The organism is Nonomuraea sp. NPDC003560 (assembly GCF_042878785.1).
In the GTDB taxonomy this organism is placed as follows: domain Bacteria; phylum Actinomycetota; class Actinomycetes; order Streptosporangiales; family Streptosporangiaceae; genus Nonomuraea.
Genome location: NZ_JBIAOF010000019.1, coordinates 19129 through 43025, shown reverse-complemented (window position 1 = coordinate 43025; position 23897 = coordinate 19129). Strand labels below are relative to the sequence as shown.

Below are 23897 nucleotides of genomic sequence, written 5' to 3'. Positions count from 1 at the left end.
GAGGGCGACTCCAGAAGGGTCATCGGGGCAGGCCCAGGACACGCTCGGCGATGATGTTGCGCTGGATCTCGTTGGTGCCCGCGTAGATCGGCCCGGCCAGCGAGAACAGGAAGCCGTCCAGCCAGGCCGTCCCGCCGGCGCGGTCGCCGAGCAGTTCCATGGCCAGCTCGTGCATGCGCAGGTCCAGCTCCGACCAGAAGACCTTGCCCATGCTGGCCGCCGCCCCGATCTCGGCCCCGGCCATGATCCGGCGGGCGGTGGCGAAGGTGTGCAGCCGGTACGCCTCGGCCGCCGTCCAGCAGCGCGCGGCCCGGTCGGCGAGGACGGGATCGGCGTCCAGGGCCAGGTCGAGGAGGCGGTCGGCGGTGGCGAGGAAGCGGCCGGGGCTGCGCAGGGTCAGGCCGCGTTCGGAGGAGGTGGTGGACATCGCGATCCGCCAGCCGTCGCCCGGCTCGCCGAGCACCATGGAGTCGGGCGCGAACACCCCGTCGAAGTGCAGCTCGGCGAACCCGGGCAGGCCGTCGAGCTGGGCGATCGGCCGGACGGCGACGTCGTCCAGGGGGAACAGGAAGTACGTCAGGCCCTTGTGCCGCGCGCCGGAGGTGCGGAAGAGGCCGAAGCCGTGGGAGGCGTGGGCGGCCCGGGAGCTCCAGGTCTTGTGCCCGTACAGGAGCCAGCCGCCGTCGGCGCGTTCGGCGCGGGCGGTGAGAGCGGCGAGGTCGCTGCCGGCCTCGGGCTCGGACCAGGCCTGCGCCCACACGTCCTCGGCCGTCGCCATCCGGGGCAGCCAGCGCCGCCGCTGCTCGGGGGTGCCGAAGCGCATGAGGCTGGGGGCGAGGAGGAAGATGCCGTTCTGGCTGACCCGCGCGGGGGCGCCGGCGGCCCAGTACTCCTCCTCGAAGATCAGCCACTCGATCAGGGACGCGGCCCGGCCGCCGTACTCGCGCGGCCAGGAGACGACCGACAGCCGCTCGCCGGCCAGCAGCGCCTCCCAGGCGCGGTGGGCCAGGAAGCCTTCGGCGGTGTCCATCGGCGGGAGCCGTTCGGGCACGTGGGCGGCCAGCCAGTCGCGAACCTCGGCGCGGAAGTCCAGCTCGGCCGGGGAGAAGTCGAGATCCACGAAACCAAACTAGCGCACGCTTGGTCCACTGGCCAGGCCACCGCCCGTCGGCCTAGTGTGGACGTCGTGCAGGGTCTTCTGCTCCGGCTTTCCACGCTCGACACCGACGCCGAGAGCGCGGTGCGGGTCATCGCCTACTTCGACTCGCTGGTGCGCGACCACGTCACCGTGCCCGTGCTGCTCGCGGCGACCGCGCGGCTGGCGCGCTGTCCGGTCGGCCTGCACGACGCCACCGCCGGCCGGCGCCTCCGGACGGGCCCGGACGGCCGGGCCGCCGACGCGCAGACGCCAGACGCGGGGAAGCGGGCCGGGGCAGGGCCCCAGGAGGGGGCGCGGGCGAGGGAGCTGAACGGCGGTCTGGGCAGCGTGTGGATGGAACGCGAGGGCGCCCCGCACGGCCTCGACGACATCGTGCTCGAACGGTTCGCCGCCGCAGCCGAGCTGACCCTGGAACGCGCCGCCGCGCAGGCCCGCGAGGGCCGGGACCCGGCGCTGGTCGAGCTGGTGCTGTCGGCCGAGACCGGCGAGGCGGAACGCGCGCGGGCGCTCCGCCTGCTCGGCTTCGCACCATCCCCCCCACTCCAGGCCCTGGCCTTCGCCCTCCCCGGCGACCCGCTCCGGACCACGGCGTTTCCCCTCCCCGGCGACCCGCTCGCGGCCGGGTTGCGGGCGATGGGGCACCGCGTGCGTACGGCCAGGATCGGCGACACCCAGGCCGCGCTGGTGGCCACCACCGTCGAGGGCGAGCTGCCCGAGGGCGCCCGCGTGGGCATCGGCCCCGAGCTGCCCGGGTCGCACGCCGCCGAGTCGTGGGCCAAGGCCCGCACGGCGCTGCGCTTCACCGGCCCGCATGACCGGGTGGTGCGCTGGACCGATCTCGGCGCGCTCGCGCTGTTCGCCGACCTGCCCGGCCCGGCCGTCGCGGAGCTGGCCGACGTGCGGGCGATGGCGCGGCTGAGCGAGGACCACCTGCTCGCGGTGCGCGCGCTGTGCTCGGCCGGATCGGTCCGCGCCGCCGCCACCGGGGCGCACCTGCACCACAGCTCGATGGCCGCCCGCATCGCGCGGGCGGAGTCGGCGCTGGGCTTCTCCCTCGCCGACCCGGCCGGACGCCTGCGCGCCCACCTCGCCCTGGCCCTGCTGCGCCTCCTCGCGAACGCCACAACCGCGAACACCACCACGGCCGACGCCACCACCGCGAACACCGCCACCGCGAACACCGCCACCGCCGCCGCTACAGGCGGTACGCCCGCCTGAGCGCGGCCAGCCGGGTCTCCCGCGCCCGCCTGCTCAGCGGGGTGTCGGGCACCATGACGTCGAACCCGTGGAACGCCCCCGGGTAGAGGTGGAACTCGGTGGACACCCCGGCCCGCGCGAGCCGCTGGGCGTAGTCGATGTCCTCGTCCCTGAACACCTCCAGCTCGCCCACGTCGACGAACGCGGGCGGCAGCCCCGACAGGTCCTCGGCCCGCGCCGGCGCCGCGTACGGCGGGACGTCCGGGCCGCCCGCCCGGTCGCCGAGCAGGGCGGACCAGCCGTACAGGTTCGCGGCCCGGTCCCAGACCACGGCCTCGGTGAACTCCAGGCTCGACGGGGTGGTGTTGCGGTCGTCGAGCATCGGGCAGATCAGCAACTGGAGGACCACCTCGGGCCCGCCCCGGTCGCGGGCGAGCAGCACGGTCCCGGCGGCCAGCCCCCCGCCCGCGCTGGCCCCGCCGACGGCCAGCCGGGCGGGGTCGATGCCCAGCTCCTCGGCGTTCTTGGCGGTCCACACCAGCCCCGCGTAGCAGTCCTCGACCGGCGCGGGGTGCGGGTGCTCGGGCGCGAGACGGTAGTCCACGGAGACCACGACGACGCCGAGCCGCTCGACGTACTCGATCATCGAGGCCTCGTCCACCTCGGGCATGCCGACGATCATGCCGCCGCCGTGGATCCAGTAGAGGCCGGGCCGGCCGGCGCCGTCCTGCGCGGGGCGGTAGACGCGGACCCGGATGTCCGGTTCGCCGTCGGGGCCGGGGACGCGGCGGTCCTCGATCCGCACCTCGGTCTCGGCGGGCGGCATCGCGGCCAGCATCGCGTGGATCTGGGCCCGGTGCCCGGCCAGCTCCTCCGCGTCGAGCGCCGTCACGTCGAACGCCGGGAAGGGCGCGTTCTCCAGGGCGGCACGCAGGTCCGGATCGAGGTTGGGGTGGAACGCCATGAGGACTTCCTTCCACGGAGGGGGCTTGCCGTACCCCTCGATGGTCGGATTTCGCGCGACGGCGCGGCAACCGCCATCCGGCTGCCGTTGCGCGCGCCCCGCCCGCCGTCCGGCGACCTCGGCCGGGGTCGGCGGGGGTCAGCGGGGGTCAGCTCAGCAGGGTGACGACCTGTTCGGCCAGGGGCGCGGCGCTGGCCGGGTTCTGGCCGGTGACCAGCCGGCCGTCCACGACGACCTGCGGCTGCCAGTCGGGGGCGGGCTCGTGCCGGGCGCCGCGCTCGGTCAGCGCGTCGGCCAGCAGGAACGGCACCACCCCCGCCACGCCCCGCGCGGTCTCCTCGCTGTTGGTGAAGGCGGCCACCCGCCGGCCGTCCACCAGGTGGGAGCCGTCGGACAGGGTCAGGCCGACCAGCGCGGCCGGGCCGTGGCAGACCGCCGCGACCACGCCGCCGCGCTCGTAGACCTCGCGGCCGACCCGGGCGACGTCGGGGTCGGCGGGGAAGTCCCACATGGTGCCGTGGCCGCCGGCGTACAGGACGGCGTCGTAGGCCGAGGCGTCCACGCCGGAGAGGGGGGCGGTGTCCTCGTCCAGGCCGGTGGCGAGGAAGGCGGCCTGCGCCGGGTCGTCCGGGTCGTGGCCGTCGCGCGGCGGGCGGCCGCCGGCGATGCTGGCGACGTCCACCTCGAAGCCGGCCTTGGTGAAGATCTGCCAGGGATGGGCCGCCTCGGGGACGTAGTATCCGGTACGCTCCACGCCGCCGAGGTCGTCATGGCTGGTCAACACGATCAGGATGCGCTTGCTCATGCCTTCGAGCATGGCCGGGAAGGCCCATCAGCCACAAATAGCGAAATGTCGGTCGTGGCATCAGAATGCTGATATGTCGTCTCTCTCGCTGGACCTGCTGCGGACCTTCCTCGCCGTCCACAGGACCGGCTCCATCACCGCCGCCGCGCAGACGCTCGGCCTCTCGCAACCCGCGGTGACCGCCCAGGTCAAGACGCTGGAGGCGACGCTCGACCGGCCGCTGTTCGACCGGCTGCCGCGCGGCGTCGCGCCCACCCCCGCCGCCGACGAGCTGGCCCGCCGGGTGGCCCCGGCCCTCGACGCGCTGGAGGAGGTGGCCGGCTCGGAGCTGCCCTCGGACGAGGCCGTGCACCTGGGCGGCCCGGCCGAGTTCCTGTGCGAGGAGGTCATGCCGATGCTCGCCCCGCTCGTCCGCGACGGGCTGCGCCTGCGCACCACCCTCGGCCTGGCCGACGACCTGCTGGCCGACCTCGCCGCCGGACGGCTCGACCTGGTGCTGTCCACGATCCGGCCCCGGGTGCGCGGCATCCGGGCGGACCCGGTCTACGACGAGGAGTTCGTCCTGGTGGCGGCGCCGTCCGTGGCCCGCGCGCTGCCGCCCGGCCGGGTCGGGCCCAAGGAGCTGGCCGCGGTGCCCGTGGTGGCCTACGCCGAGGACCTGCCCATCGTGCGCCGCTACTGGCGGGCCGTCTTCGGGCGGCGGCCGTCGATGGCCGCGCAGGTCGTCATCCCGGACCTGCGCGGCGTGCTGAGCGCGGTGCGGGCCGGCATGGGCGTCTCCGTCCTGCCCGCGTACCTGTGCCGGCGCGACCTGGCCGAGGGCACGCTGGTCGTGCTGGCCGAGCCGGCGGAGCCGCCGATCAACACCGGCTACCTGGCCGTACGGTCGGGGGCGCCGGCCAGGCCGGCCGTGGGGCGGGTGCGGGCCCACCTGCTGGCGGCGTTCCGGGCGGCGCCGCCGTACTGAGGACGAAGGTGGATGACGGGCGATCACCTTGGGCATGCTGGGCACATGTGTCATTCCACCGACAGCCGGCCGCCCGCCCCGCCGATCCGGGGCGAGGTGGCGGCGCACGAGCAGATCACCCTGACCTCAGCCGACGGCACCCGCTTCATGGCCTACCGGGCCGACCCGGCCGAGCCGAACGGCCGTGGCGTGGTGATCATGCCGGACGTGCGCGGCCTGCACCCGTTCTACCGCGACCTCGCGGTGCGCTTCGCCGAGGCCGGGTTCCGCACGATCGCGATCGACTACTTCGGCCGCACCGCCGGGACCGACGACCGGGGTGACGACTTCGACTACATGCCCCACGTCGACCAGCTCAAGCTCGACCAGGTGCAGGCCGACGCGGCGGCGGCGACCGCCGAGCTGGCCGCCGGCGGCCCGGTGTTCACGGTCGGCTTCTGCATGGGCGGCGCCCTGTCGTGGCGTCAGGGCGCGGAGGGCAACGGCCTGGCCGGGAGCATCGGCTTCTACGGCGCGCTGCGCTTCATCGACGAGCCGACGACCGGCCCCGGCGCGCCGCTGCTGCTGCTCAGGGGCGGCGCGGACAAGGTGTCGAGCCCGGAAGAGTTCGACGCCTACACCGCGGCGCTGGACCGGGTGGGCACCGAGCACGAGACCCACGTCTACGAGGGCGCGCCCCACTCCTTCTTCGACCGTTCGTTCAAGGAGTGGGAGGACATCTGCCAGGACGCCTGGCGCCGCATCCTGTCCTTCACCGAACGGCACTCAGCCTAGGTACGCGGCCCGCACCACCGGATCGTCCCTGACCCGCGCCGGCGTCCCGGACGCGATGACCCTGCCCAGGTCCAGGACGACGATCCGGTCGCAGATCTCCATGACGAAGCCCATGTCGTGCTCGACCAGCAGCACGGTGGTGTCCAGAGCCCTGACGACCTCGCCCAGCCGGGCGGTCTGGGCGGCGTCCAGGCCGGAGGTCGGCTCGTCCAGCAGCAGGAGCCGCGGACGGTCCGCGAGGGCACGGGCCAGCTCGACCATCCGGCGCTGCCCGACCGGCAGCGCGGCGGCGTACGCGTCGCGCAGCGGGGTGAGCCCGCACAGGTCGAGCACCTCGGCCACGCGCGCGCCGCGCTCGCGCTCGATCCGCCGCCGGCCCGGCCACCCGGCCAGGTCGGCGGCCAGTCCGCCGCCACCGCCGTGCCAGTCGAGCGCGGCCAGCACGTTCTGGGCCACGGTGAGCCGGCCGAACACCTGCGTGCGCTGGAACGTCCTGCGCACGCCGGCCCTGGCCCGCCGGAGCGCGGACACGCCGGTCAGGTCGCGCCCGTCCAGCGTGACCCGGCCCGCGACCGGCCTGCGCAGCCCGGACACCACGTCGAACAGCGTGGTCTTGCCCGCGCCGTTCGGCCCGATCACGCCGCAGACCTGGCCGGGCGCGGCCTCGAACGAGACGCCGTCCAGCGCCCTGACGCCGCCGAAGGCCACGGACACGCCCTGCACCGCCAGCATTCACCTCACCCCCAGGTAGGCGGCGGTCAGCCGGTCGCCGTCCACCTCCGAGCAGGGGCCCGTCCAGGTGACGGCGCCCAGCCGCATGAACGCGACCCGGTCGGCGACGGCCAGCGCCTCGGTCGCCTTCTCCTCGACCAGCAGCAGCGCCACGCCCCGGTCGCGCAGCTCGGCGAAGACGTCGAACACCTGCCGCACCACGAGCGGGGCCAGGCCGAGCGAGGGCTCGTCGGCGATCAGCACCCGCGGCGGGCGCACCAGGGCCGGGGCCAGCGTGAGGAGCTGCTGCTCGCCGCCAGACAGCGCGCCCGCGGCCACCGTACGGCGGGCCGCGAGCTGCGGCAGGCGCCGGTAGACCGGCTCCGGATCGTCCAGCCAGGTGCGCAGGTTCTCCTCCACGGTGAGCCCGGGGAAGACGCCCCGCCCTTCGGGGGCCAGCAGGACGCCGGCGCGCGCCCGCCGGTGCGCCGGCCAGGCGGTGACGTCCACGCCGTCGAGCAGGATCCGGCCGCCGGTCACCGGCAGGTCCCCGGCGGCGACGGCGCACGCGGTGGACTTGCCCGCGCCGTTCGCGCCGAGCAGCGCCACCACCTCGCCGGGCCGCACCTCCAGCCGCACCCCGCGCAGCACGGTGCAGTCGGCGTAGCCCGCCACGACGTCCTCCAGCACGAACAGCGACCCGCCGGACCCGCCGCCCCCGGCCGGTAGCGCGGCAGGCGTGCCGGAAGGAACGGTGGAAGAAGCGGTGGGAAAAGCGCCGGAAGGAGCGGCGGGAAGGCGGCGGGCGCGGCGGCGATGGCGGGCCTCGGCGAGCTGGGTGAGCACGCCGTCCGGATGCCGGGCCAGGATCATGCCGCCCGCGCCGAACAGGATCGACCCGACGTGCGCGGACACGTCCCAGGTCGCCAGCAGTTCGGGCACGGCCACCGCGACCAGCCCGCCGAGCACCGCCCCGCCGATCCTGCGCACGCCCTGCAGCACCACCACGGCCAGCCAGACGAACCCGGCGAACGCCGGCAGGTCGGTGGCCGTGACCGACCCCTTGGAGATCGCGAACAGCACCCCGCCGAGCCCGGCGATCGCCGACGCCAGCACGAACAGCACGATCTTGGCCCGCGGCGCGGACAGCCCGGAGGTGACGGCCGCCGCGGGCGCCGACCGCACGGCGAGGACGGCCCGCCCCGACGCCGACCGCTCCAGGTTGCGCACCAGCAGCGCCACCAGCCCGATCAGCGCCAGCAGCACGGCCACCCGCACCCGCGGGTCGGAGGTGTCGGCGAAGCCGAGCCCGAGCGCCGGCAGCGCCCATCCGATGGTCCCGTTGCTGAAGGCGTCCACCTGGAACAGCACCTGGTCGGCCAGCAGCGCCAGGGCCAGCGTGGCCAGCGTCAGCACCCGGCCGCCCAGCCGCAGCGCCGGCAGCGCCACGACCAGCCCGACGGCCCCCGCGGCGGCCACCCCGAGCAGGATCGCCACGACGAACGGCAGCCCGGAGGCGAACGCCCACCCGCAGGTCAGCGCCGCCATGGCGGCGAAGGCGGCCTGCGCCAGGTTCACCATGCCGCCGACCCCGGTCACCACCACGAACGAGCAGAAGATCAGCGCCAGCACCAGCCCCTGGGCCGCGACGCCCACGTAGTACTCCGGCCCGAGCAGGGCGAAGACCGCCAGCGCGGCCAGGCCCGCCGCCCACGGCAGCCGCCTGCGCCAGGCCGGCACCCCGGCCAGGTGGTCGGGCGGCGGGACGTCCTCGGCGGCGCTGCCCGCCACCCGCTCCCGCGACCGGTTCAGCAGCAGCAGCCCGGCGAACAGCAGGATCACCGGCACGGCCGTGCGCAGCCCGGTGACCTCCTCCAGGAAGTCGGTGTACCCGGCGACCAGGTTCTGCACGACGCCGAGCGCGAGCCCGGCGGCGAACGTCCAGGGGATCGAGCGCAGCCGCCCGAACACCGCCGCCGTCGCCGAGGCGAACAGCAGCACCGTGTACGCCGTCGCGTCCAGACCGAGCACCGGCGCCGCCAGCACCCCGGCCAGCCCGGCGAGCCCCGACCCGAGCATCCAGGCCAGCGCCGAGGTGGCGTCGGCGTCGATGCCCCGGAGCGTGGCCAGGCGGCGGCGGTCCACGGAGGCGCGCATGCGCAGCCCGTACGGCGTGTGCCGCAGGAACGCCCACAACCCCGCCGCCGCGACGGCCGAGAAGGCGAAGGTGATGAGCTGGTCGGTGTCCAGCCGCACGCCGAGCGGGTCGAACGACACGGCCGGATGGGGTCCGACGCCGCGCGGCAGCGAGGTGGCGTCCGTGGCGGGCAGCCCGGCCAGCTCCACGGCCAGCAGACCGAGCGCGGGCAGCGCGATCGTGAGCCCGATGGTGGCGACGATCTGCGCGGTCTCCCCCGCCTGGGCGAGCCCGCGGAACATGGCCCGGTGCAGCAGGTAGCCGAGCGCGGGCGCGAACAGCCCGGCCGCCACCACCGCCGACAGCCAGGCGGGCAACCCGGCGGCGGCGGTGAGCTCGTAGAACACCAGGGCGGCCAGGAAGCCGACGGCGCCGTGGGCGAAGTTGAACACCCCGGTCGCCGCGTACGACAAGGTCAGGCCGGAGCCCATGATCGCGAAGACGGCCCCGGTGACCAGGCCGCTGAGCACGTACTGGAGGATCATTTCAGCGGCACGTTGTCGAAGCAGGCCATCCTCCTGGCCACCTGGAAGGCCCCGCCCTCCAGCTTGACCAGGGCGCCGCAGCCGTTCGGCTCGCTGTGGTCGCGCGGGTAGCGGATGCGGCCGAACCCGGGGTTCTCGTAGACGTAGTCGCCGTTGGCGGTGGCCAGGAACTTCTCCCTGGTCAGGTCCTTGCCGGTGCGCTTGAGGACGTCGAGGAAGATGTCGGCGGCCCAGTAGCCGATCGCCAGGTGCTGGGTGAGCGCGGTGCCGGGGGCGACCTGCTCGACGTCCTTCTTGAGCTGGGCGATCTCGGGCGCCGGCGACTCGAACGGCTCGAACATGGGCGCGGCGATCACGCCGTCGAGCGCCTGCGCGCCGGCCGGGTCCTTGAGGATGGCCAGGTCGTAGCTGGTGGCGTCGGTGAGCACGCCCTTGTACCCGGCCCGCTTGAGCGCCGCGTAGAGCCCGACGTTGAACTTGGTGCCGGCGATCACCGAGACGACGACGTCGGGGGCCTTGCCGCCGTCCGAGGTCATGATCTTGTTGACGTACGGGAGCCAGTCGGGGGGCGGGGCGGCGGCCGGCAGGCCGGAGTTCACGCCGGCCAGCTCGAACCCGGCCGCGGTGAACGACTGGGAGATGGTCGTGCCGCCGTACTTGCTGCCGCTGGAGTCGCTGGTCTGCACGTAGACGCTCTTGCCGGCGGCGCCGCCGAGCAGGTCGGCCATCTGCCTGCCCCACCACGTCTGGGAGCCGGCGCCCTGTTTGGGGGCCAGGCAGCCGTTGTAGCCGAACCCGGTCCTGGTGCCGCACCACTGCGGCCCGGTGGCCCAGCCGAACCAGGGGACGCCCTGCTGTTCGAGGAAGGCCGCGCCGCCGAAGTTCGGGGCGTGCACCGGGACCAGGGCGAACACCTGGTCCTTCTGGACGAGTTTCTTGGCCGCCGCGTCGCCCTTGGCCGCGTCCTGGGCGTCGTCCTCGGCGCCGATGAAGTCGATCTTCCGGCCGTGCACGCCGCCCTCGGCGTTGGCGCGGGCGAACCTGGCCTTCGCCCCGATCTCCGCGTCCCTGGTCGAGTAGCCGCTCGCGCTGGTCTTGGTCAGCACGCCGCCGATCTTGATCGTGGTGTCCGTCACTCCCGCGCCCGACTGGGCCGCGCCGGTCTGCTGGGCCGCGCAGCCGGCGACGAGCAGAGTCAGGGTGAGCGCCGCCGCGCCCCGCCGTACCATGTTGTTCTCCTCGCGACTCGGCCTAGCGCTCGCTTGGTTTCGCTGAGCGTAGATTTGCCGGAAGGGGGTGTCAACGGCCTACCGAGCAACCGCTTGCTCGCAGACGGCGCGCCGGGCTAGCGTGGGCCCATGCTGATGCGCGCGGCCGTGCTGACCGGGTTCCACGCCCCCATGGAGATCCGCGACGTCGAGATCGACGACCCCGGCCCCGGCGAGGTGCGCGTCCGGATCAGGGCCTCGGGCGTGTGCGGCTCCGACCTCAAGGCCATCGACGGCAAGAGCCCGGTGGTGGGCGCGCCGCCGTTCATCCTGGGGCACGAGAGCGCGGGCGTGGTGGAGAGCGTCGGCGCGGGCGTCACCTCCGTCAGGCCGGACGACCACGTCATCATCGCCATGAGCGGCCCCTGCGGGCGCTGCCGCCAGTGCGGCTCCGGCCGCTTCCACCTGTGCTCGGGCCCGCAGCGGCTGCCGACCATCATGGGCGGCCCGCCCAGGGTCACCCTCGACGGCCGGGAGACCCGCCGCTTCATCGGCATCGGCTCGTTCGCCGAGTACGCGGTGGTCGCCGAGGCCATGTGCGTCAAGATCGCCCAGGACGCGCCCTTCGCCGCCATGTGCCTGCTGGCCTGCGGCGTGGTCACCGGCGTGGGCGCCGTGCTGAACGTGGCCGAGGTGCCGCCGGGCGCCTCGGTCCTGGTGGTCGGCTGCGGCGGCGTGGGGCTCAACGTCATCCAGGGCGCGGTGCTCGCCGGCGCCACCACGATCATCGCCGCGGACGTGGCCGAGGGGAAGCTCAAGCTGGCCGAGCGCTTCGGGGCCACCCACCTGCTCACCGCCGGCGACCTGCCCCGCCAGGTGAGCGCGCTGGTCCGCGGCGGCGTCGACTACGCCTTCGACGCGACCGGCGTCCCCGGCGTGCTGGCGGACGCCTTCGCCGCCACCCAGCCGGGCGGGACCACGGTCATGGTCGGCAGCCCGCCCCAGGGCCACCCCATGGCGCTGGACACCGGCCTGCTGTTCTCCTCCCGCCGCCTCATGGGCACCCAGGGCGGCGACGCCGCGCCGCACCGCGACCTGCCCATGCTGGCCGCCCAGTACCTCCGCGGCCGCCTCGACCTCGACGGCCTGATCACCGAACGCCTCCCCCTCGACCAGATCAACGAGGCCGTCGCCCACGTCCGCCAGGGGACGGTCGCCCGCACGGTCATCACGTTCTGAGGCGCTATTCTCATTTTCTTTGGAATAGTGGAGGTTGTCCCATGTCGTACCCCCAGCAGCGCTACCTCGGCGAGACCGGCGAGATCAGCGCCACCCTGCGACCGGCGGACAACGGCCCCGACCTGTCGATGGCGACCGGCACCCGCGTCCACTACCTGGGCACGGGCGGCTCGACGAACGGCGCCTACGGCCTTTACCGCTGGGAGATGGGCCCGCGTCCCGGCGGCGCGTCCCCGCACTTCCACCGCACCATCACCGAGTCGTTCTACGTGCTGACCGGCACCGTCCAGCTCTACGACGGCGACAAGTGGGCCGACGGCCGCCCCGGCGACTTCCTGCACGTGCCCGAGGGCGGCGTGCACGCCTTCCGCAACGCCTCGGGCGAGCCGGCCTCGATGCTGGTGCTCTTCACGCCGGGCGCGCCGCGCGAGGCGTACTTCGAGGAGCTGGCCGAGATCACCCACAGCGGCCGCGAGCTCACCCCCGAGGAGTGGACCGAACTCTGGCTGCGCCACGACCAGTACGCGGTCTGATGGCGGATTTCCCCGAGGAGCCCGTCTACCGGCAGCTGGCCCGCGTCGGCAAGGCGCTGGCCAGCCCGGTGCGGCTGCGCCTGCTCGACGTGCTCGACCAGGGCGAGCGCACGGTCGAGGAGCTGGCGCGGGCGGCCGGCGTGCCGCTCAAGAACACCTCGGCCCAGCTCCAGCACCTGCACGCGGCCCACCTGGTGACCAGCCGCCGGGACGGCACGCGGGTCCGCTACCGGCTGGCCGACGAGCAGGTCTCGCGCTTCCTGGGCGACCTCCAGCGTTTCGCCCACGACCGGCTGTCCGGCCTGCGCGAGGCGGTGCGGGAGCACCTGGGCGACCTGTCCGGCGTCACGGCCGACGAGCTGGCCGCCAGGCTGGCCGATCCCGGCACGGTGGTCGTCGACGTCCGGCCGGCCGCCGCCTACGCCAAGGGGCACGTGCCGGGCGCGATCTCGGTGCCCCTTGACGACCTGGCGGGCCGCCTGGCGGAGCTGCCCGCGGACGCCCGGGTCGTGGCCTACTGCGGCGGGCCGTACTGCGTGCTCTCCCCGCAGGCCGCCCGCCTGCTGCGCGAGCGCGGTCTCGACGCCCGCCCGCTGGACGGCGGCCTGATCGGCTGGCGGCGTGCCGGGCACGAGGTCGTGCGGGAGCGTACTGTGAGCGGGTAATCGCCCACAGTGAGGGAGGTCCGCATGCTCGCCAGAGGAGCCGTCGCGGCCGGCCTGCTCGCGGTCGTGACCGTCGGCGGCGCCGGGCCCGCGCAGGCCCGCTACCGCTACGACTTCCGCAGCCGCGAGGTGGTCATCTGGAGCGAGCCGAAGGGCGGCGCGGCCCAGCTCGGCGTGGGCCGTCCCGGCGACGGCTTCGACTCCGACCGGTCGGAGGAGCACGAGCTGTTCCGCTGCGACGACGCCTTCGACAGCACCCTGTGGCACCACGGCGCCGACGCGGCCACCGGCGTCGTCGGGTGGGTGCCGGCCTGCCACCTCGACGACCCCGACTGACCGCCCTGCCACCTCGACGCCCCCGGCTTTCCGGTCGCCGGCGGGGTCAGCGCCCGGCGCCCACCGGCTCCTGCGCGCGCTCGCGGCGCGGCTCCGGCTCGTCCTCCTCGTGGCCCTCGACCGACAGGTTCGGCAGCAGCCGGTCCAGCCAGCGCGGGCACCACCAGTTCGCCCGGCCGAGCAGCACCATCGTGGCCGGCACGAGGAAGCCGCGGATGACGGTCGCGTCCACCGCGATGGCCACGGCCAGCCCGACGCCGAACGTCTTGACCATCGCGTCCGGGTAGGCGATGAACGCCACGAACACCGCCACCATGATCAGGGCCGCCGAGGTGATGACCCGGCCGGTCGAGCCGAGGCCCTCGGCCACCGCCCGGCTGTTGTCGCCGTGCCGGGCGTGGGCCTGGCGCACCGCCGTGAGCAGGAACACCTCGTAGTCCATCGACAGGCCGAACAGCACCGCGAACAGCATCAGCGGCACGTAGCTCTCGATCGGCACGGAGAAGAACAGCGTCTGGAGGTAGGAGGCGTCCATCGGGGCGTCCATGCCGACCAGGCCGCTGCCGAGGCCGATCGAGAACACCAGCGCCAGCGCGCCGAACGCGGCGCCCAGCGACACCAGGTTCATCACGGCGGCCTTGACCGCGACGACGGGCGCGCGGAAGGCGAACAGCAGGAGCAGCGCGCTGAGCAGCACGACCACGCCGATGACCAGCGGGGTGCGCTCGTTCATGCGGTCCCCGGCGTCGGTCAGCCCGGCCACCTTGCCGCCGACGTGCACCTGGACGCCCGGGATCGAGATGGCCCTGACCTCCCTGACCACCTCGGCGGCCTTCGGGTCGCTCGGCGCGTAGTCGCTGATCGTCTGGAGCAGCACCGAGCGGCCGGAGGCGTTGACCTTCGGGTCCGACACGTGGGCGACCCCGTCGACGCGGGCGACCTCGTCGGCGAGCCGCTTCACGGTGGCGTCCCCGGCCCCGGAGACCTTCTCCGGCAGCTCGGCGACCACGATCAGCGGGCCGTTGCTGCCGGGGCCGAAAGCCGTGGCCATCAGCTCGTACGCGCGCCGCCCGGCCGAGTCCTTGGCCGCGTAGCCCTCGTCCAGGGGCCCCAGCTGCAGCGCGAGCGCGGGCGCGGCCAGCGCGCCGAGCACGAGGACGCTGCCGATCAGCACCCGCCACGGCCGGCGCGCCACCCACGCTCCGAGCCCGGCCCAGCCGGCGCCCCCGCCGCGGGTGGACGACCGCCCGCGCACCAGCGGCACCTTGAGCGCGTTGACTCGGTGGCCGAGCAGCCCGAGCAGGGCGGGCACCAGCGTGACCGAGGTCAGCACGGCGAAGACGACGGAGATGCCGGTCACCCAGCCGAGCGTGCTCAGCAGCGGGAACCCGGCCAGCATCAGCGCGCTCAACGCGATGATCACGGTGCCGCCGGCGAACACGACGGCCCCGCCCGAGCTGGAAACCGTCCGGCGCACGGACTCCACGACCGGCACGCCGTCGGCCAGCAGCTTGCGGTGGCGCGACAGCAGGAACAGCGCGTAGTCGATGCCGACGCCGAGCCCGATCATCGTGGACATGATCCCGGCCTGCTTGGGCATGTCCACGACGTAGCCGAGCAGGCCGATCACGCCGAGCCCGGTCGCGACGCTGACCAGCGCGGCGAAGATCGGCACCATCGCGGCGACCAGCGTCCCGAACGCGAAGACCAGCACGAGCAGCGCGCAGACCACGCCGATGATCTCGCTCGGCCCGGTCTTGATCTCCTTGCTCGCCGGGTTGGAGTCGGCGGCGGGCACCACTTCCAGCCCGGCGTCCCTGGCCGGGGCCGCGGCGTCGGACAGGGCCTGGGTGTCCTCGCCCACCTTGTCGGGGTCGTTGCCCTGCATCTTGACGGTGATCACGCCGATCTGCAGGTTCGAGGCGATGCCGCCCATCCGGTAGGGCGTGTCCACCTGGACGACGTGCGGCATCGTGCGCATCGCGGCCACCGAGCGCTCGACGGCCTGCTTGTGCGGTTCGTCGGTGAGCTTGCCGTCCGCGGAGTACAGGAGGAGTTGCACGGTTCCGCCGGTGGCGTAGCCGGGGCCGAAGCCCTCCTTCATCAGGTCGTGCGCGCGCTGCGCGTCGGTGCCCGGGATGGAGGCGTCGTTGCTGACCGGGCTGCCGAGCGCGAGGCTCGCCCCCATCAGGCCCGCGGCCAGGACCACCCATAAAGCCAGCACGATCCGCCCGTGCCGCGCGCACCAGCCACCCAGCCGACCAAGAAACCGCGTCATCGTCTCGCCCCTGCCCGACGGCCGTCCTGTACGGTCGTACAGGACTACGATAAAACGGAGGACATCGGAAATTCCGGATCCCGTGGGAAATGAGACGATGACCACACCCGACGACACCCGCTCCCGGATCCTGGCGGCCGCGCGCGAGCTGTTCGCCGAGCGCGGCTACGCGGGCACCTCGCTGGCCGACATCGCCGCCGCGGTCGGGCTGACCAAGACCGCCGTCGCCTACCACTTCCACCCCAAGGACCGGCTGGCCTCCGAACTGCTCTCCCCCGCCGCGGCCGAGATGATCACGCTGCTCGACACCGAGCATCCCGACCGCAAGGCGTTCGTCGAGGCCCTGGCCGTCTTCGCGGTGCGGCACCGCGCGGTGATCCGCCTGTTCATGGAGGACCTGGCGGCCGACGACAGCCAGCCGCCCGGCTCCGAGCGCGCGGTCGTCGGCACGTTCAGGGACGAGATCTTCGCCAAGCTCGCCGGCGAGAACCCGGGTCCCGAGGCCAGGGTCAGGTGCTGGGCGCTGCTCGGGGCGCTGCAGTGGGGCGTGGTCAAGACCATGGACCTGCCGGAGGACCAGGTCACGGCGGTCATGCTGGAGTCCGCGCTGGCCTTCTGACGGCTTCCCCACCGCTTCCCCGCCGCCTCCCCACCGCCTCCCCACCGCTTCCCCGCCGCCTTCCCGCCGCTTGCGGGCGCGTCGGCGGCGGCTACAGGCCGGTCGAGGGGTCGGTGGCGGGGCCGGTCGGGGTCTGCGTGGGCTCCTCGGGGCCGGGGCCGCCGGACTGGCCGGCGACGCCGACCGTGATCACCACCACGTCGCCGGGCGCGGCACAGGTGCCCGGGGTCAGGCTCTGGCTCAGGACGGTGTCCGCCTTGGCGTCGTCGTCCACGACCTGGGCGCGGGACCGTACCGTGAAGCCGGCCGCGACCAGGTCGGCCCGGCCGTCGGCGCGGGGCCGACCCACCACCGACGGCACCTCCACACCCTGGCGGGCCACCGTGAGCGCCACCGTCGCGCCGCCCGGCAGGCGCGCGCCGGCCTCCGGCCGCGTCGCGAGGACCTGGCCGTCCGGCTGGTCGGAGCAGGCCCGGGTGACCGTTCCCGCCGCGAGCCCGGCGGCGGTGAGCGCCGCCTCGGCCGCCTTGCGCTGCCGTCCGATCACGGACGGCACCGGCACCCCCGCCGACACCTCCAGCGCGACCGCGCCGCCCCGGCCCACCACCGTGCCGGCCGCCGGACGGCTGCCCAGCACCTGGCCGATCTCCCGCGGCGAGTCGGTTCTGGTGACGTCGCCGACGGTCAGCCCGGCCTGCTTGAGCGCCTTGACCGCGTCGGCCCGGCCCAGACCGGTCAGCGGCGGGACCACGACCGTCGCCGGCCGCCCGGCTGTCGGCTCACCGGTCGGTTCGCCCGTGGGTTCGCCGGTGGGCTCGACGGTGGGGTCGACGGCGGGCGCGACGGTGGGGTCGACGGCGGGCGCGACGGTGGGAACGCGCTGCCGCTCCGCCGGCTTCCCGCCCGGACGCGAGGAGGCGTGCGCCGAACCCGCCGGGGTGGGCGGGTGCGGCGGCAGCACGGACGCCTGGCCGGAGCGGTGGCCGTTGAGCGCGGGCACGATCACGGTGAGGACGACCGCGGTCACCAGCAGCGCCGCGCACACCGCCACGACCGCCTGCACCCACCCGGCCCCGCGTCCCCGGCCCTGCCGGTCCGGCCCGCCCGTCCCGGCCCGCGTCCGCAGGCCGTCCGACGTCCTCGGGCCGTCCGGCGGGCCCGCCTCGTCCGGCGTCCGCAGGCCTCGCGGGGGCGCCTCGACCGGCGCCGTCGGGCCCGGCGGGGTCATCGGGTCGGTGGACGTGGGAGGTTCCGGGCCGGCGCCCGTCCGCGAGCGCAGGTGGTAGGCGCCGGCCACGCCGGTGACCTCGGGCTCGGCCAGCGGCACCGGCGGACGTTGCCCGGGGACCAGCGGCACGTCGCCGTCCCCGGAGTCCGGCGCGTCGGGCTCGCCGAGCAGCGCGAGCAGCAGTTCCCTGCTGGAGGGCCGGTTCCTGACGTCCTTGTCCAGGCAGGCGGCGACCAGCACCCGCAGCCGCCCGTCCAGCCGGCCCAGCTCGGGCGGCGCGGTCAGGATGCGGTGCAGCACCGGCGCCACCGAGTCCTGCCCGAACGGCGCGCTCGCGTTGGCCGCGAAGCACATCGTCGCGCCCCAGGAGAAGACGTCGGCCGCCCCGGTCACGGCCGAGGCGGTGATCTGCTCGGGAGCCATGTACGCCGGCGTGCCCACGCCCCTGTTCGTCACCGTGGCCGCTGCGTCCAGCGCCCTGGCCAGGCCGAAGTCGATCACCCGCGGCCCGTCGGGCCCGAGCAGCACGTTCTGCGGCTTGAAGTCCCGGTGCACGATGCCCGCCCGGTGGATCGCGGCCAGCGCGGTCGCGGTGCCGACCGCCAGCCGCTCCAGCGCGCCGCCGTGCCGCGGCCCGGTCAGCGAGACCTCCCGGTGCAGCGAGGGCCCGTCGACGTACTCGCTCACGATGTACGGCCGGCCCTCGTCGAACCCGGCGTCGATCACCTGGGCCGTGCAGAACCTCGCCACATGCTTGGCCAGCTCCACCTCCCGCAGGAACGCCCCTTGCTCGTCCCCCACGGGCCCGTGCAGCAGCTTGACCGCGTACCTCTCGCCGCTTCGCGAACCGAGGAACACCGCGCCCTGTCCGCCTTCACCCAGCCGCCCGGCGAGCTCGTACTCGCCGAGTCTGTGCGGGTCCCCCGTTCTCAGCGGCTGCGCCGTCGGCACGGGGCGCCTCCCCTCGCCGCCACCCCTTCTTGCTCTCCACTGAAGGCAACGGGCGGCGTTCAGTCAACAGTGTGCACGGCAATCGCCGCCTGACCGTGACACAGCCGGTCAGGAGGCGCGGGAGAGCCGGCCCGAGTACATGACGGCGCCGGTGTCGGACCGGGTCACCTTGACCTGGAACCGGTTGGGGTCGTCCGAGGGGACGATGCGGACCGTCCCGGCGTGGCACGCCTGGCCCTTGACCTGGCCGAGGGCGAACACGACGGCGCTCCTGGTGGGGGTGAGCCGGCCGGAACAGTGCAGGTCGGCGCCCCAGCGCATGGTGGATGCGCCGTCGGCGCGCAGGCGCAGCTCGACCGGGAAGACCCGGCCGGCCGTGGGGTGCTCGGCCGATCCCGTCCAGGTGCCGTCCAGGGTGGCGCGCGTCGCGTCCGGTTTCCCGGTGGTGGGGGTGGGGTTGTGCTGGGCCGTCCCCTTCCCGGGGCCGTCCAGGCCGGGTCCTTGGGACGCGCGCAACCAGAACACGAGACCGGCGACCCCCATCGCGACCCCGGCCACCGCCACGACCACCTGCCACCTCCGCCACGACCTGCGCCCCGCACCGGCGGGCGTCCCTTCGGGGGGAGTGAAGGAGGGTCCCCCGGCCGCGCCGGCGGACGTCCCTACGGGGGGAGGGGAGGCCGCTCCCCCCGCCGCGACGGCGGGCGTCCCTACAGGAGGAGGGGAGGCCGCTCCCCCCGTCGCGACGGCGGGCGTCCCTACAGGAGGAGGGGAGGCCGCTCCCCCCGTCGCGACGGCGGGCGTCCCTTCGAGAGGTGCGGTGGGCGCTCTCCCGGGCGCGTGGGCGGAGGGCCTTTCGGGGGAGGGCCAGGGGGTTGTGGGGGGCGTCGCTTCCGGAGAGGGGCGGGGCGCGCGGGATCCCCCGGGAGAGGGCCATGGGACTGTGGCGGGCGCGTCCTCCGGAGAGGGGCGGGGCGCGGTGGTGGGGGTTCTGTCGAGAGTGGGGGTGGTATGCGGGAAGGGGGGCGGCGGGGCCGGGGCGGCGGCTTGGGCGCCGGAAGGCAGGACGTCGCCCGTTCCGCCGTCCTGGCCGAGCAGCGCGCGCAACGTCTCCTCGGCGTCCGGACGGTCGCGCGGGTCGTGGGCCAGGCACGCCTCCACGATCTCCCGCAGCCGCCCCGACAACCCGCGCAGATCCGGCTTGCCGTACAGGATCCGGGCCAGGACCTCCTGGTAGGTGTCCGCCATGTACGCGTGCCGCCCCCCGGCCGTGTACGCCACGGTCAGCCCCCACGCCCACATGTCCGCGGGCGGCCCCGCCGGCTCCCCGCTGATGCGCTCGGGCGACAGGTAGGCCGGCGTGCCGATGGGCGACCTGGTCGTGGTGGCGGCGGCGTCCATCAGCCGGGACACCCCGAAGTCGATCACGCGCGGCCCGTCGAGGCTGAGCAGCACGTTGCCCGGCTTCAGGTCCCGGTGGACGACCCCCGCCCGGTGGATCGCCCCCAGGGCGGTGGCGGTGCCGATGGCCAGCCGGTCGAGCGAGCCGCCGCGCCGCGGCCCACCGGCCATCACGTGCTCGCCCAGCGAGGGCCCTTCGACGTATTCGCTGACCAGGTAGGGCCGGTCGCCGTCGAGGTCGGCGTCGAGGAGCTGGGCGGTGCAGAAGGCCGCGACCCGGCGCACCGCCTCCACCTCGCCGAGGAACCTGCGCCGCACGTCGGCGTCCTTGGACACGCTCGCGTGCAGCAGCTTGATCGCGACCTGCCCCCCGTCCGCCGAGTGACCGAGGAAGACGACGCCCTGGCCGCCCTGCCCGAGCCTGCGCGAAATCCGGTACTCCCCCAGCTGTCGGGGATCATCAGCACGCAGCTCGGACATAGGGCGTCATTATGACACCGCCTGCAGCAGCGCGGCGTAGCCGTCGAGGGCGCGCAGCACGACGTCCGCCGGGCCGCTCGGCAGGGTGGCCACGGCCTCCTCGATGCCGAGCCCGGCGAAGTAGTCCAGCTTCTCCCTGGTGGGCAGCGTCCCGAACGGGATCACCCTGGCCATCGGCCGCCCGGCCTTCTCGCACGCCTCGCGCAGCGCGGGCAGGGCGTCCTTGACGCCCTTGCCGCCGATGGGCATCCAGCCGTCGCCGTACTCGGCGATGTGCGCGAACAGCTTCGGCCCGGCGGCCCCGCCGAGGTAGACGGGCAGGTCGTGCGCGGGCTTGGGCCACGACCAGGACGGTTCGAGCCCTTCGACGGCGGCCACCTCGTCCCGCCAGAAGGCCCGCATGGCCAGCACGTTGCGCCGGGCGACCTCGCGCCGCCGCCCGTACGGCACGCCGTGGTTCTCGATCTCCTCGACGTTCCAGCCGAACCCGACGCCGACCACCACGCGCCCGCCGGACAGGTGGTCGAGCGTGGCCAGGGCCTTGGCGGTCACGATCGGGTCGCGCTGGGCGGCGAGCAGGATGCCGGTGCCGACGCGCAGCCGCCGGGTCGCGGCGGCGGCGAAGGAGAGCGCGACCAGCGGGTCCAGGGTGCGCTTGTACTCCTCGGGCAGCTCGGCCTGGCCGCCGGCGGGCGGCGTGCGGCGACTGACCGGGATGTGGGTGTGCTCGGGCAGGTAGAGCGAGTAGAACCCGCGCTCCTCGGCCGCGGCCGCGAGGTCCTGGACCGGCATGGCCAGATCCGTGGCGAACATCGTGACACCCAGCCTCATACGGCCTCCTCATGTCAACCAAGCGATTGCTCGGCTAAGATTTCCAGGGTAGCTTGCAAGGCGACGTCCGCGGAAAGAGGTTCCCGGTGAAGTTCTCTATCTTCCTGAATCCGCAGATTCCAGGCTCTGGATACGCGGCCGAGGAGAACGCCAAGGCACGGCGTCCCATCGGACGCGACACAGAGTCGTATCAGCGGCTGCTGCACGAGGTGCGGGAGATAGCCGTCCACGCCGACCAGATCGGGTTCGACGCGCTGATGATGACCGAGCACCACTTCCACTCCGAGGGGATGGAGTTCTCGGTCAATCCGCTGATGTTCCTCACCGACCTCGCCGCGCGGACCGAGCGCATCCTGCTCGCCCCGCTCGGCATGGTGCTGCCCGCCTGGGACCCGATCAGGGCCGCCGAGGACGTGGCGCTGCTCGACCAGTTCAGCAAGGGCCGGCTGCGGCTCGGCGTGGCCCGGGGTTACCAGAACCGCTGGATGAACGTCCTCGGCCAGCGCTGGCACGCCGCCGCCGCCCGCTCCGACGGCTCGGCCTCGGACACGCGGAACTTCGACGTCTTCGGCGAGGTGCTGAAGATCATGAAGATGGCCTGGACGCAGGAGACCCTCCGCTACAAGTCCGACGTGCTGGACTACGAGGTGCCATACCCCTTCGACGGTATCGAGGGCTGGCCCGCGGTGGAATGGACCAAGACGTTCGGGGCGCCCGGCGAGGTCTCCGACGACGGGAAGATCCAGGCCGTCTCGGTCTGCCCCCGGCCGTACCAGAACCCGCATCCGGAGTTGTGGCAGCCGTTCACGATCTCCGACCGGTCGGTGATCAGGGCCGCGCAGGAGGACATCCTGCCGTGGATGTTCACCCCCAACCCCGACGACCACGCCGCCAAGGCCAAGCTCTACCAGGAGGAGTCGGCCCGGCAGGGCCGCCACTACAAGCTGGGCGAGCACACCGGCATCCTGAAGATCGTCGGCATCGCGGACACCACCGAGGAGGCGATCAACACCTTCGGCCGCAGCATCCCCAAGGACTTCGCCGCCTTCTTCGGCCCCTTCGGCTACCTGGAGGTGCTGCGCAAGAAGGAGGACGAGAAGCACAAGCCGATCTCCCCCGAGAAGGGCGACGCCAAGCGCATGAACGACGTGGAGATGGCCCTGTTCGGCACGCCGGACGACGTCAAGCGCGGCATCCAGCGCATGCTCGACCGCATGCCGGACCTGGAGTGGTTCGGCCTGTACATGCAGGGACAGCAGGGCGTGCTCCCGCTGGACACGGTCAAGCGGAACCTGGAGATGTTCGCCACCAAGGTCGCGCCGGAGTTCCGATGAAGATGTGGCTGGGGGCCTCGTTCGTCCCGACCGACCAGTTCGTGGAGCTGGCGCGGGCGGCCGAGCGCTGCGGCTTCGACACCTTCACGCTGTCGGACCACCTGTTCTACGCCGACTTCGCCTCGCGGTACCCGTACTCGCGGTCGGGCGCGCCCCGGTGGAACGCCGAGACGCACTGGCCCGACGTGTGGGTGACGATCGGCGCGATGGCCACGGCGACCACGACGCTGCGCTTCTCGCCGAACGTCTACATCGCCCCGGCCCGCGACCTGTTCACCGTGGCCAAGCTGGTCTCCACGGCGGCGGTGCTGTCGCGGGAACGGGTGACGTTCGGGGTCGGGGTGGGGTGGTGCGAGGAGGAGTTCGCCGGCACCGGCCAGGACTTCCACACCCGGGGCCGCCGCCTCGACCGGATGCTGCCCACGCTGCGCGCCCTGTGGTCCGGCGAGACCGTCGAGCTGGACGGCCTGCCGCCGCTGTCGATCTCCCCCACGCCGGCCGGGCCCGTGCCCGTCTACGTGGGCGGCGACAGCGAGGCGGCGCTGCGCCGGGCCGCCCGCCTCGGCGACGGCTGGCTGGGCAACCGCATCTACACCGAGGAGCAGCTCGACCCGGTGCTCGACACCCTCCGCCGGCACCTCGACGAGAACGGCAGGACGGGCCCGTTCGACATCGTCGCCCCGCTGGCCGTGCTGCCGGACGCCGAGACCTACCGCCGCCTCGCCGCCAAGGGCGTGACCGCCACCATGGCCGCCCCCTGGTGGCTGGCCACCCCCGAGGAGAAGGCCCGGTACGGCGAGGACAGCCTCGACCTCAAGATCGCCACGATGGAGCGCTTCGCCGAGGAGGTCATCGCCAAGCTCTGACCTCGCGCCCCGCCCGGCCCCCCAGAAACCAGCCCACCGGACCCCGGACCCCGGGCCTCCAGAAACCGGAACCCCAGAACTCCGGAACCCGGAACCCGGAACCCGGCACCTCCGACGATCCTGGCCGGGAGCGCGGCACGCGCGCGCCCCGGTCACGATCCCCCTTCGGCCAGGTTGGCCATGATCCGCCGCAGCATGCCCGTGACCTGCTCGATCTCCTCCCCGGAGAAGCCCGAGAAGACCTGGCGGCTGACCCCGCCGAAGATCGGCGGCAGGCGCGGCACCAGCGCGTGCCCCTCGTCCGTCAGCTCGATGACGACCGAGCGCCGGTCCTCGGGCCGCCGGACCCGCCGCAGCAGCCCCTTGGCCTCCAGCCGGTCCAGCAGCCGGGTCATCCCGGCCGTGTCCGTGCCGAGCCGGCCCTTCAGCACGCCGGGCGTGCTGCGCCCGCCCGCCGCGTGCAGCAGCAGCGCCGCCTGCTGCGCCGTGAGCCCGAGCGGCGCCAGGCGGCGCTCGGTCTCGGTGTTGAGCTCCCGCCCCACCTGCACGAGCAGCGACCCGCCGCCCAGCACCAGTTCGAACGGCGGCGGCAAACGATCGTCGGTCACGCGACCAGAATAGCTGGCGCAAGCATTTACTGTCGCGACAGCTATCGTCTATCGTCGGATC

At 74.2% G+C, this 23897-nt stretch carries 21 protein-coding genes; 10 read left to right on the top strand and 11 right to left on the bottom strand.

The window, feature by feature from the left end; genetic code table 11:
* Positions 1-19: 19 nt before the first annotated feature.
* Positions 20-1120, bottom strand: coding sequence for an acyl-CoA dehydrogenase family protein (locus ACFYUV_RS47500; protein ID WP_387681846.1), 1101 nt, complete (start codon positions 1118-1120; stop codon positions 20-22).
* A 66-nt stretch (positions 1121-1186) separates the two neighbouring features.
* Between ACFYUV_RS47500 and ACFYUV_RS47495 the strand changes: the two genes are divergently transcribed.
* Complete coding sequence (locus ACFYUV_RS47495) at positions 1187-2377, top strand: helix-turn-helix domain-containing protein (RefSeq protein ID WP_387681843.1); 1191 nt, start codon at positions 1187-1189, stop codon at positions 2375-2377.
* On the opposite strand, the gene ACFYUV_RS47490 is transcribed toward ACFYUV_RS47495, so the two are convergent.
* Together ACFYUV_RS47490 and ACFYUV_RS47485 are read right to left on the bottom strand one after the other, a co-directional pair.
* A complete protein-coding gene (locus ACFYUV_RS47490) occupies positions 2355-3320 on the bottom strand; it encodes an alpha/beta hydrolase (RefSeq protein ID WP_358298575.1) in 966 nt (321 codons plus the stop codon). The genes ACFYUV_RS47495 and ACFYUV_RS47490 overlap by 23 nt on opposite strands.
* Positions 3321-3468: 148 nt before the next feature.
* Positions 3469-4125, bottom strand: coding sequence for a type 1 glutamine amidotransferase domain-containing protein (locus ACFYUV_RS47485; RefSeq protein WP_387681840.1), 657 nt, complete (start codon positions 4123-4125; stop codon positions 3469-3471).
* 73 nt (positions 4126-4198) lie between these two features.
* Here ACFYUV_RS47485 and ACFYUV_RS47480 point away from each other — a divergent pair, with 73 nt between their 5' ends.
* Positions 4199-5092, top strand: coding sequence for a LysR family transcriptional regulator (locus ACFYUV_RS47480; RefSeq protein ID WP_387681837.1), 894 nt, complete (start codon positions 4199-4201; stop codon positions 5090-5092).
* Positions 5093-5137: 45 nt separating this feature from the next.
* Positions 5138-5866, top strand: coding sequence for a dienelactone hydrolase family protein (locus tag ACFYUV_RS47475; RefSeq protein ID WP_358298581.1), 729 nt, complete (start codon positions 5138-5140; stop codon positions 5864-5866).
* On the opposite strand, the gene ACFYUV_RS47470 is transcribed toward ACFYUV_RS47475, so the two are convergent.
* Genes ACFYUV_RS47470 through ACFYUV_RS47460 form a run of 3 tightly spaced genes read right to left on the bottom strand, consistent with a single transcriptional unit; the run spans position 5858 to position 10488 of the window.
* Positions 5858-6598 carry an ABC transporter ATP-binding protein gene (locus ACFYUV_RS47470; RefSeq protein WP_387681834.1) on the bottom strand — a complete coding sequence of 247 codons (741 nt, stop codon included), beginning with the start codon at positions 6596-6598 and terminating at the stop codon, positions 5858-5860. The genes ACFYUV_RS47475 and ACFYUV_RS47470 overlap by 9 nt on opposite strands.
* Positions 6599-9259 carry an ATP-binding cassette domain-containing protein gene (locus ACFYUV_RS47465; RefSeq protein WP_387681831.1) on the bottom strand — a complete coding sequence of 887 codons (2661 nt, stop codon included), beginning with the start codon at positions 9257-9259 and terminating at the stop codon, positions 6599-6601.
* Complete coding sequence (locus ACFYUV_RS47460; protein ID WP_358298587.1) at positions 9256-10488, bottom strand: ABC transporter substrate-binding protein; 1233 nt, start codon at positions 10486-10488, stop codon at positions 9256-9258. Before ACFYUV_RS47460 ends, ACFYUV_RS47465 begins: the two co-directional genes overlap by 4 nt.
* Positions 10489-10617: 129 nt before the next feature.
* Here ACFYUV_RS47460 and ACFYUV_RS47455 point away from each other — a divergent pair, with 129 nt between their 5' ends.
* Genes ACFYUV_RS47455 through ACFYUV_RS47440 form a run of 4 tightly spaced genes read left to right on the top strand, consistent with a single transcriptional unit; the run spans position 10618 to position 13240 of the window.
* Entirely contained in the window at positions 10618-11706 is a 1089-nt protein-coding gene (locus ACFYUV_RS47455; protein WP_387681827.1) for an alcohol dehydrogenase catalytic domain-containing protein, read from the top strand.
* Positions 11707-11747: 41 nt separating this feature from the next.
* Entirely contained in the window at positions 11748-12239 is a 492-nt protein-coding gene (locus ACFYUV_RS47450) for a cupin domain-containing protein (RefSeq protein ID WP_358298591.1), read from the top strand.
* Positions 12239-12904, top strand: a complete 666-nt coding sequence (locus ACFYUV_RS47445) for an ArsR/SmtB family transcription factor (protein WP_387681825.1) — start codon at positions 12239-12241, stop codon at positions 12902-12904. Before ACFYUV_RS47450 ends, ACFYUV_RS47445 begins: the two co-directional genes overlap by 1 nt.
* A gap of 24 nt (positions 12905-12928) precedes the next feature.
* Complete coding sequence (locus ACFYUV_RS47440) at positions 12929-13240, top strand: hypothetical protein (protein ID WP_387681822.1); 312 nt, start codon at positions 12929-12931, stop codon at positions 13238-13240.
* Between the two features lie 46 nt (positions 13241-13286).
* Here the strand turns inward: ACFYUV_RS47440 and ACFYUV_RS47435 are convergent, their stop codons facing one another.
* Positions 13287-15518, bottom strand: a complete 2232-nt coding sequence (locus tag ACFYUV_RS47435) for an MMPL family transporter (RefSeq protein ID WP_387681819.1) — start codon at positions 15516-15518, stop codon at positions 13287-13289.
* A gap of 97 nt (positions 15519-15615) precedes the next feature.
* Here ACFYUV_RS47435 and ACFYUV_RS47430 point away from each other — a divergent pair, with 97 nt between their 5' ends.
* Positions 15616-16137 (top strand): TetR family transcriptional regulator, encoded by a 522-nt coding sequence (locus ACFYUV_RS47430; RefSeq protein ID WP_352362996.1) that lies wholly within the window; start codon positions 15616-15618, stop codon positions 16135-16137.
* A 91-nt stretch (positions 16138-16228) separates the two neighbouring features.
* Here the strand turns inward: ACFYUV_RS47430 and ACFYUV_RS47425 are convergent, their stop codons facing one another.
* The 3 genes from ACFYUV_RS47425 to ACFYUV_RS47415 all read right to left on the bottom strand — a co-directional run bounded on the left by ACFYUV_RS47425 (position 16229) and on the right by ACFYUV_RS47415 (position 21028).
* Positions 16229-18316 carry a PASTA domain-containing protein gene (locus ACFYUV_RS47425; RefSeq protein WP_387681816.1) on the bottom strand — a complete coding sequence of 696 codons (2088 nt, stop codon included), beginning with the start codon at positions 18314-18316 and terminating at the stop codon, positions 16229-16231.
* Positions 18317-18424: 108 nt separating this feature from the next.
* Positions 18425-20197, bottom strand: coding sequence for a protein kinase (locus ACFYUV_RS47420; protein WP_387681812.1), 1773 nt, complete (start codon positions 20195-20197; stop codon positions 18425-18427).
* Positions 20198-20206: 9 nt separating this feature from the next.
* Entirely contained in the window at positions 20207-21028 is an 822-nt protein-coding gene (locus tag ACFYUV_RS47415; RefSeq protein WP_387681809.1) for a TIGR03619 family F420-dependent LLM class oxidoreductase, read from the bottom strand.
* 86 nt (positions 21029-21114) lie between these two features.
* On the opposite strand from ACFYUV_RS47415, the gene ACFYUV_RS47410 reads away from it, so the two are divergent.
* Positions 21115-22362 carry an LLM class flavin-dependent oxidoreductase gene (locus ACFYUV_RS47410; RefSeq protein ID WP_387681806.1) on the top strand — a complete coding sequence of 416 codons (1248 nt, stop codon included), beginning with the start codon at positions 21115-21117 and terminating at the stop codon, positions 22360-22362.
* Positions 22359-23228, top strand: coding sequence for a TIGR03619 family F420-dependent LLM class oxidoreductase (locus tag ACFYUV_RS47405; protein WP_387681803.1), 870 nt, complete (start codon positions 22359-22361; stop codon positions 23226-23228). Before ACFYUV_RS47410 ends, ACFYUV_RS47405 begins: the two co-directional genes overlap by 4 nt.
* 152 nt (positions 23229-23380) lie before the next feature.
* Here ACFYUV_RS47405 and ACFYUV_RS47400 read toward each other — a convergent pair whose 3' ends face one another.
* Positions 23381-23836 carry a MarR family winged helix-turn-helix transcriptional regulator gene (locus ACFYUV_RS47400; RefSeq protein ID WP_358298608.1) on the bottom strand — a complete coding sequence of 152 codons (456 nt, stop codon included), beginning with the start codon at positions 23834-23836 and terminating at the stop codon, positions 23381-23383.
* Between the last annotated feature and the right edge of the window lie 61 nt (positions 23837-23897).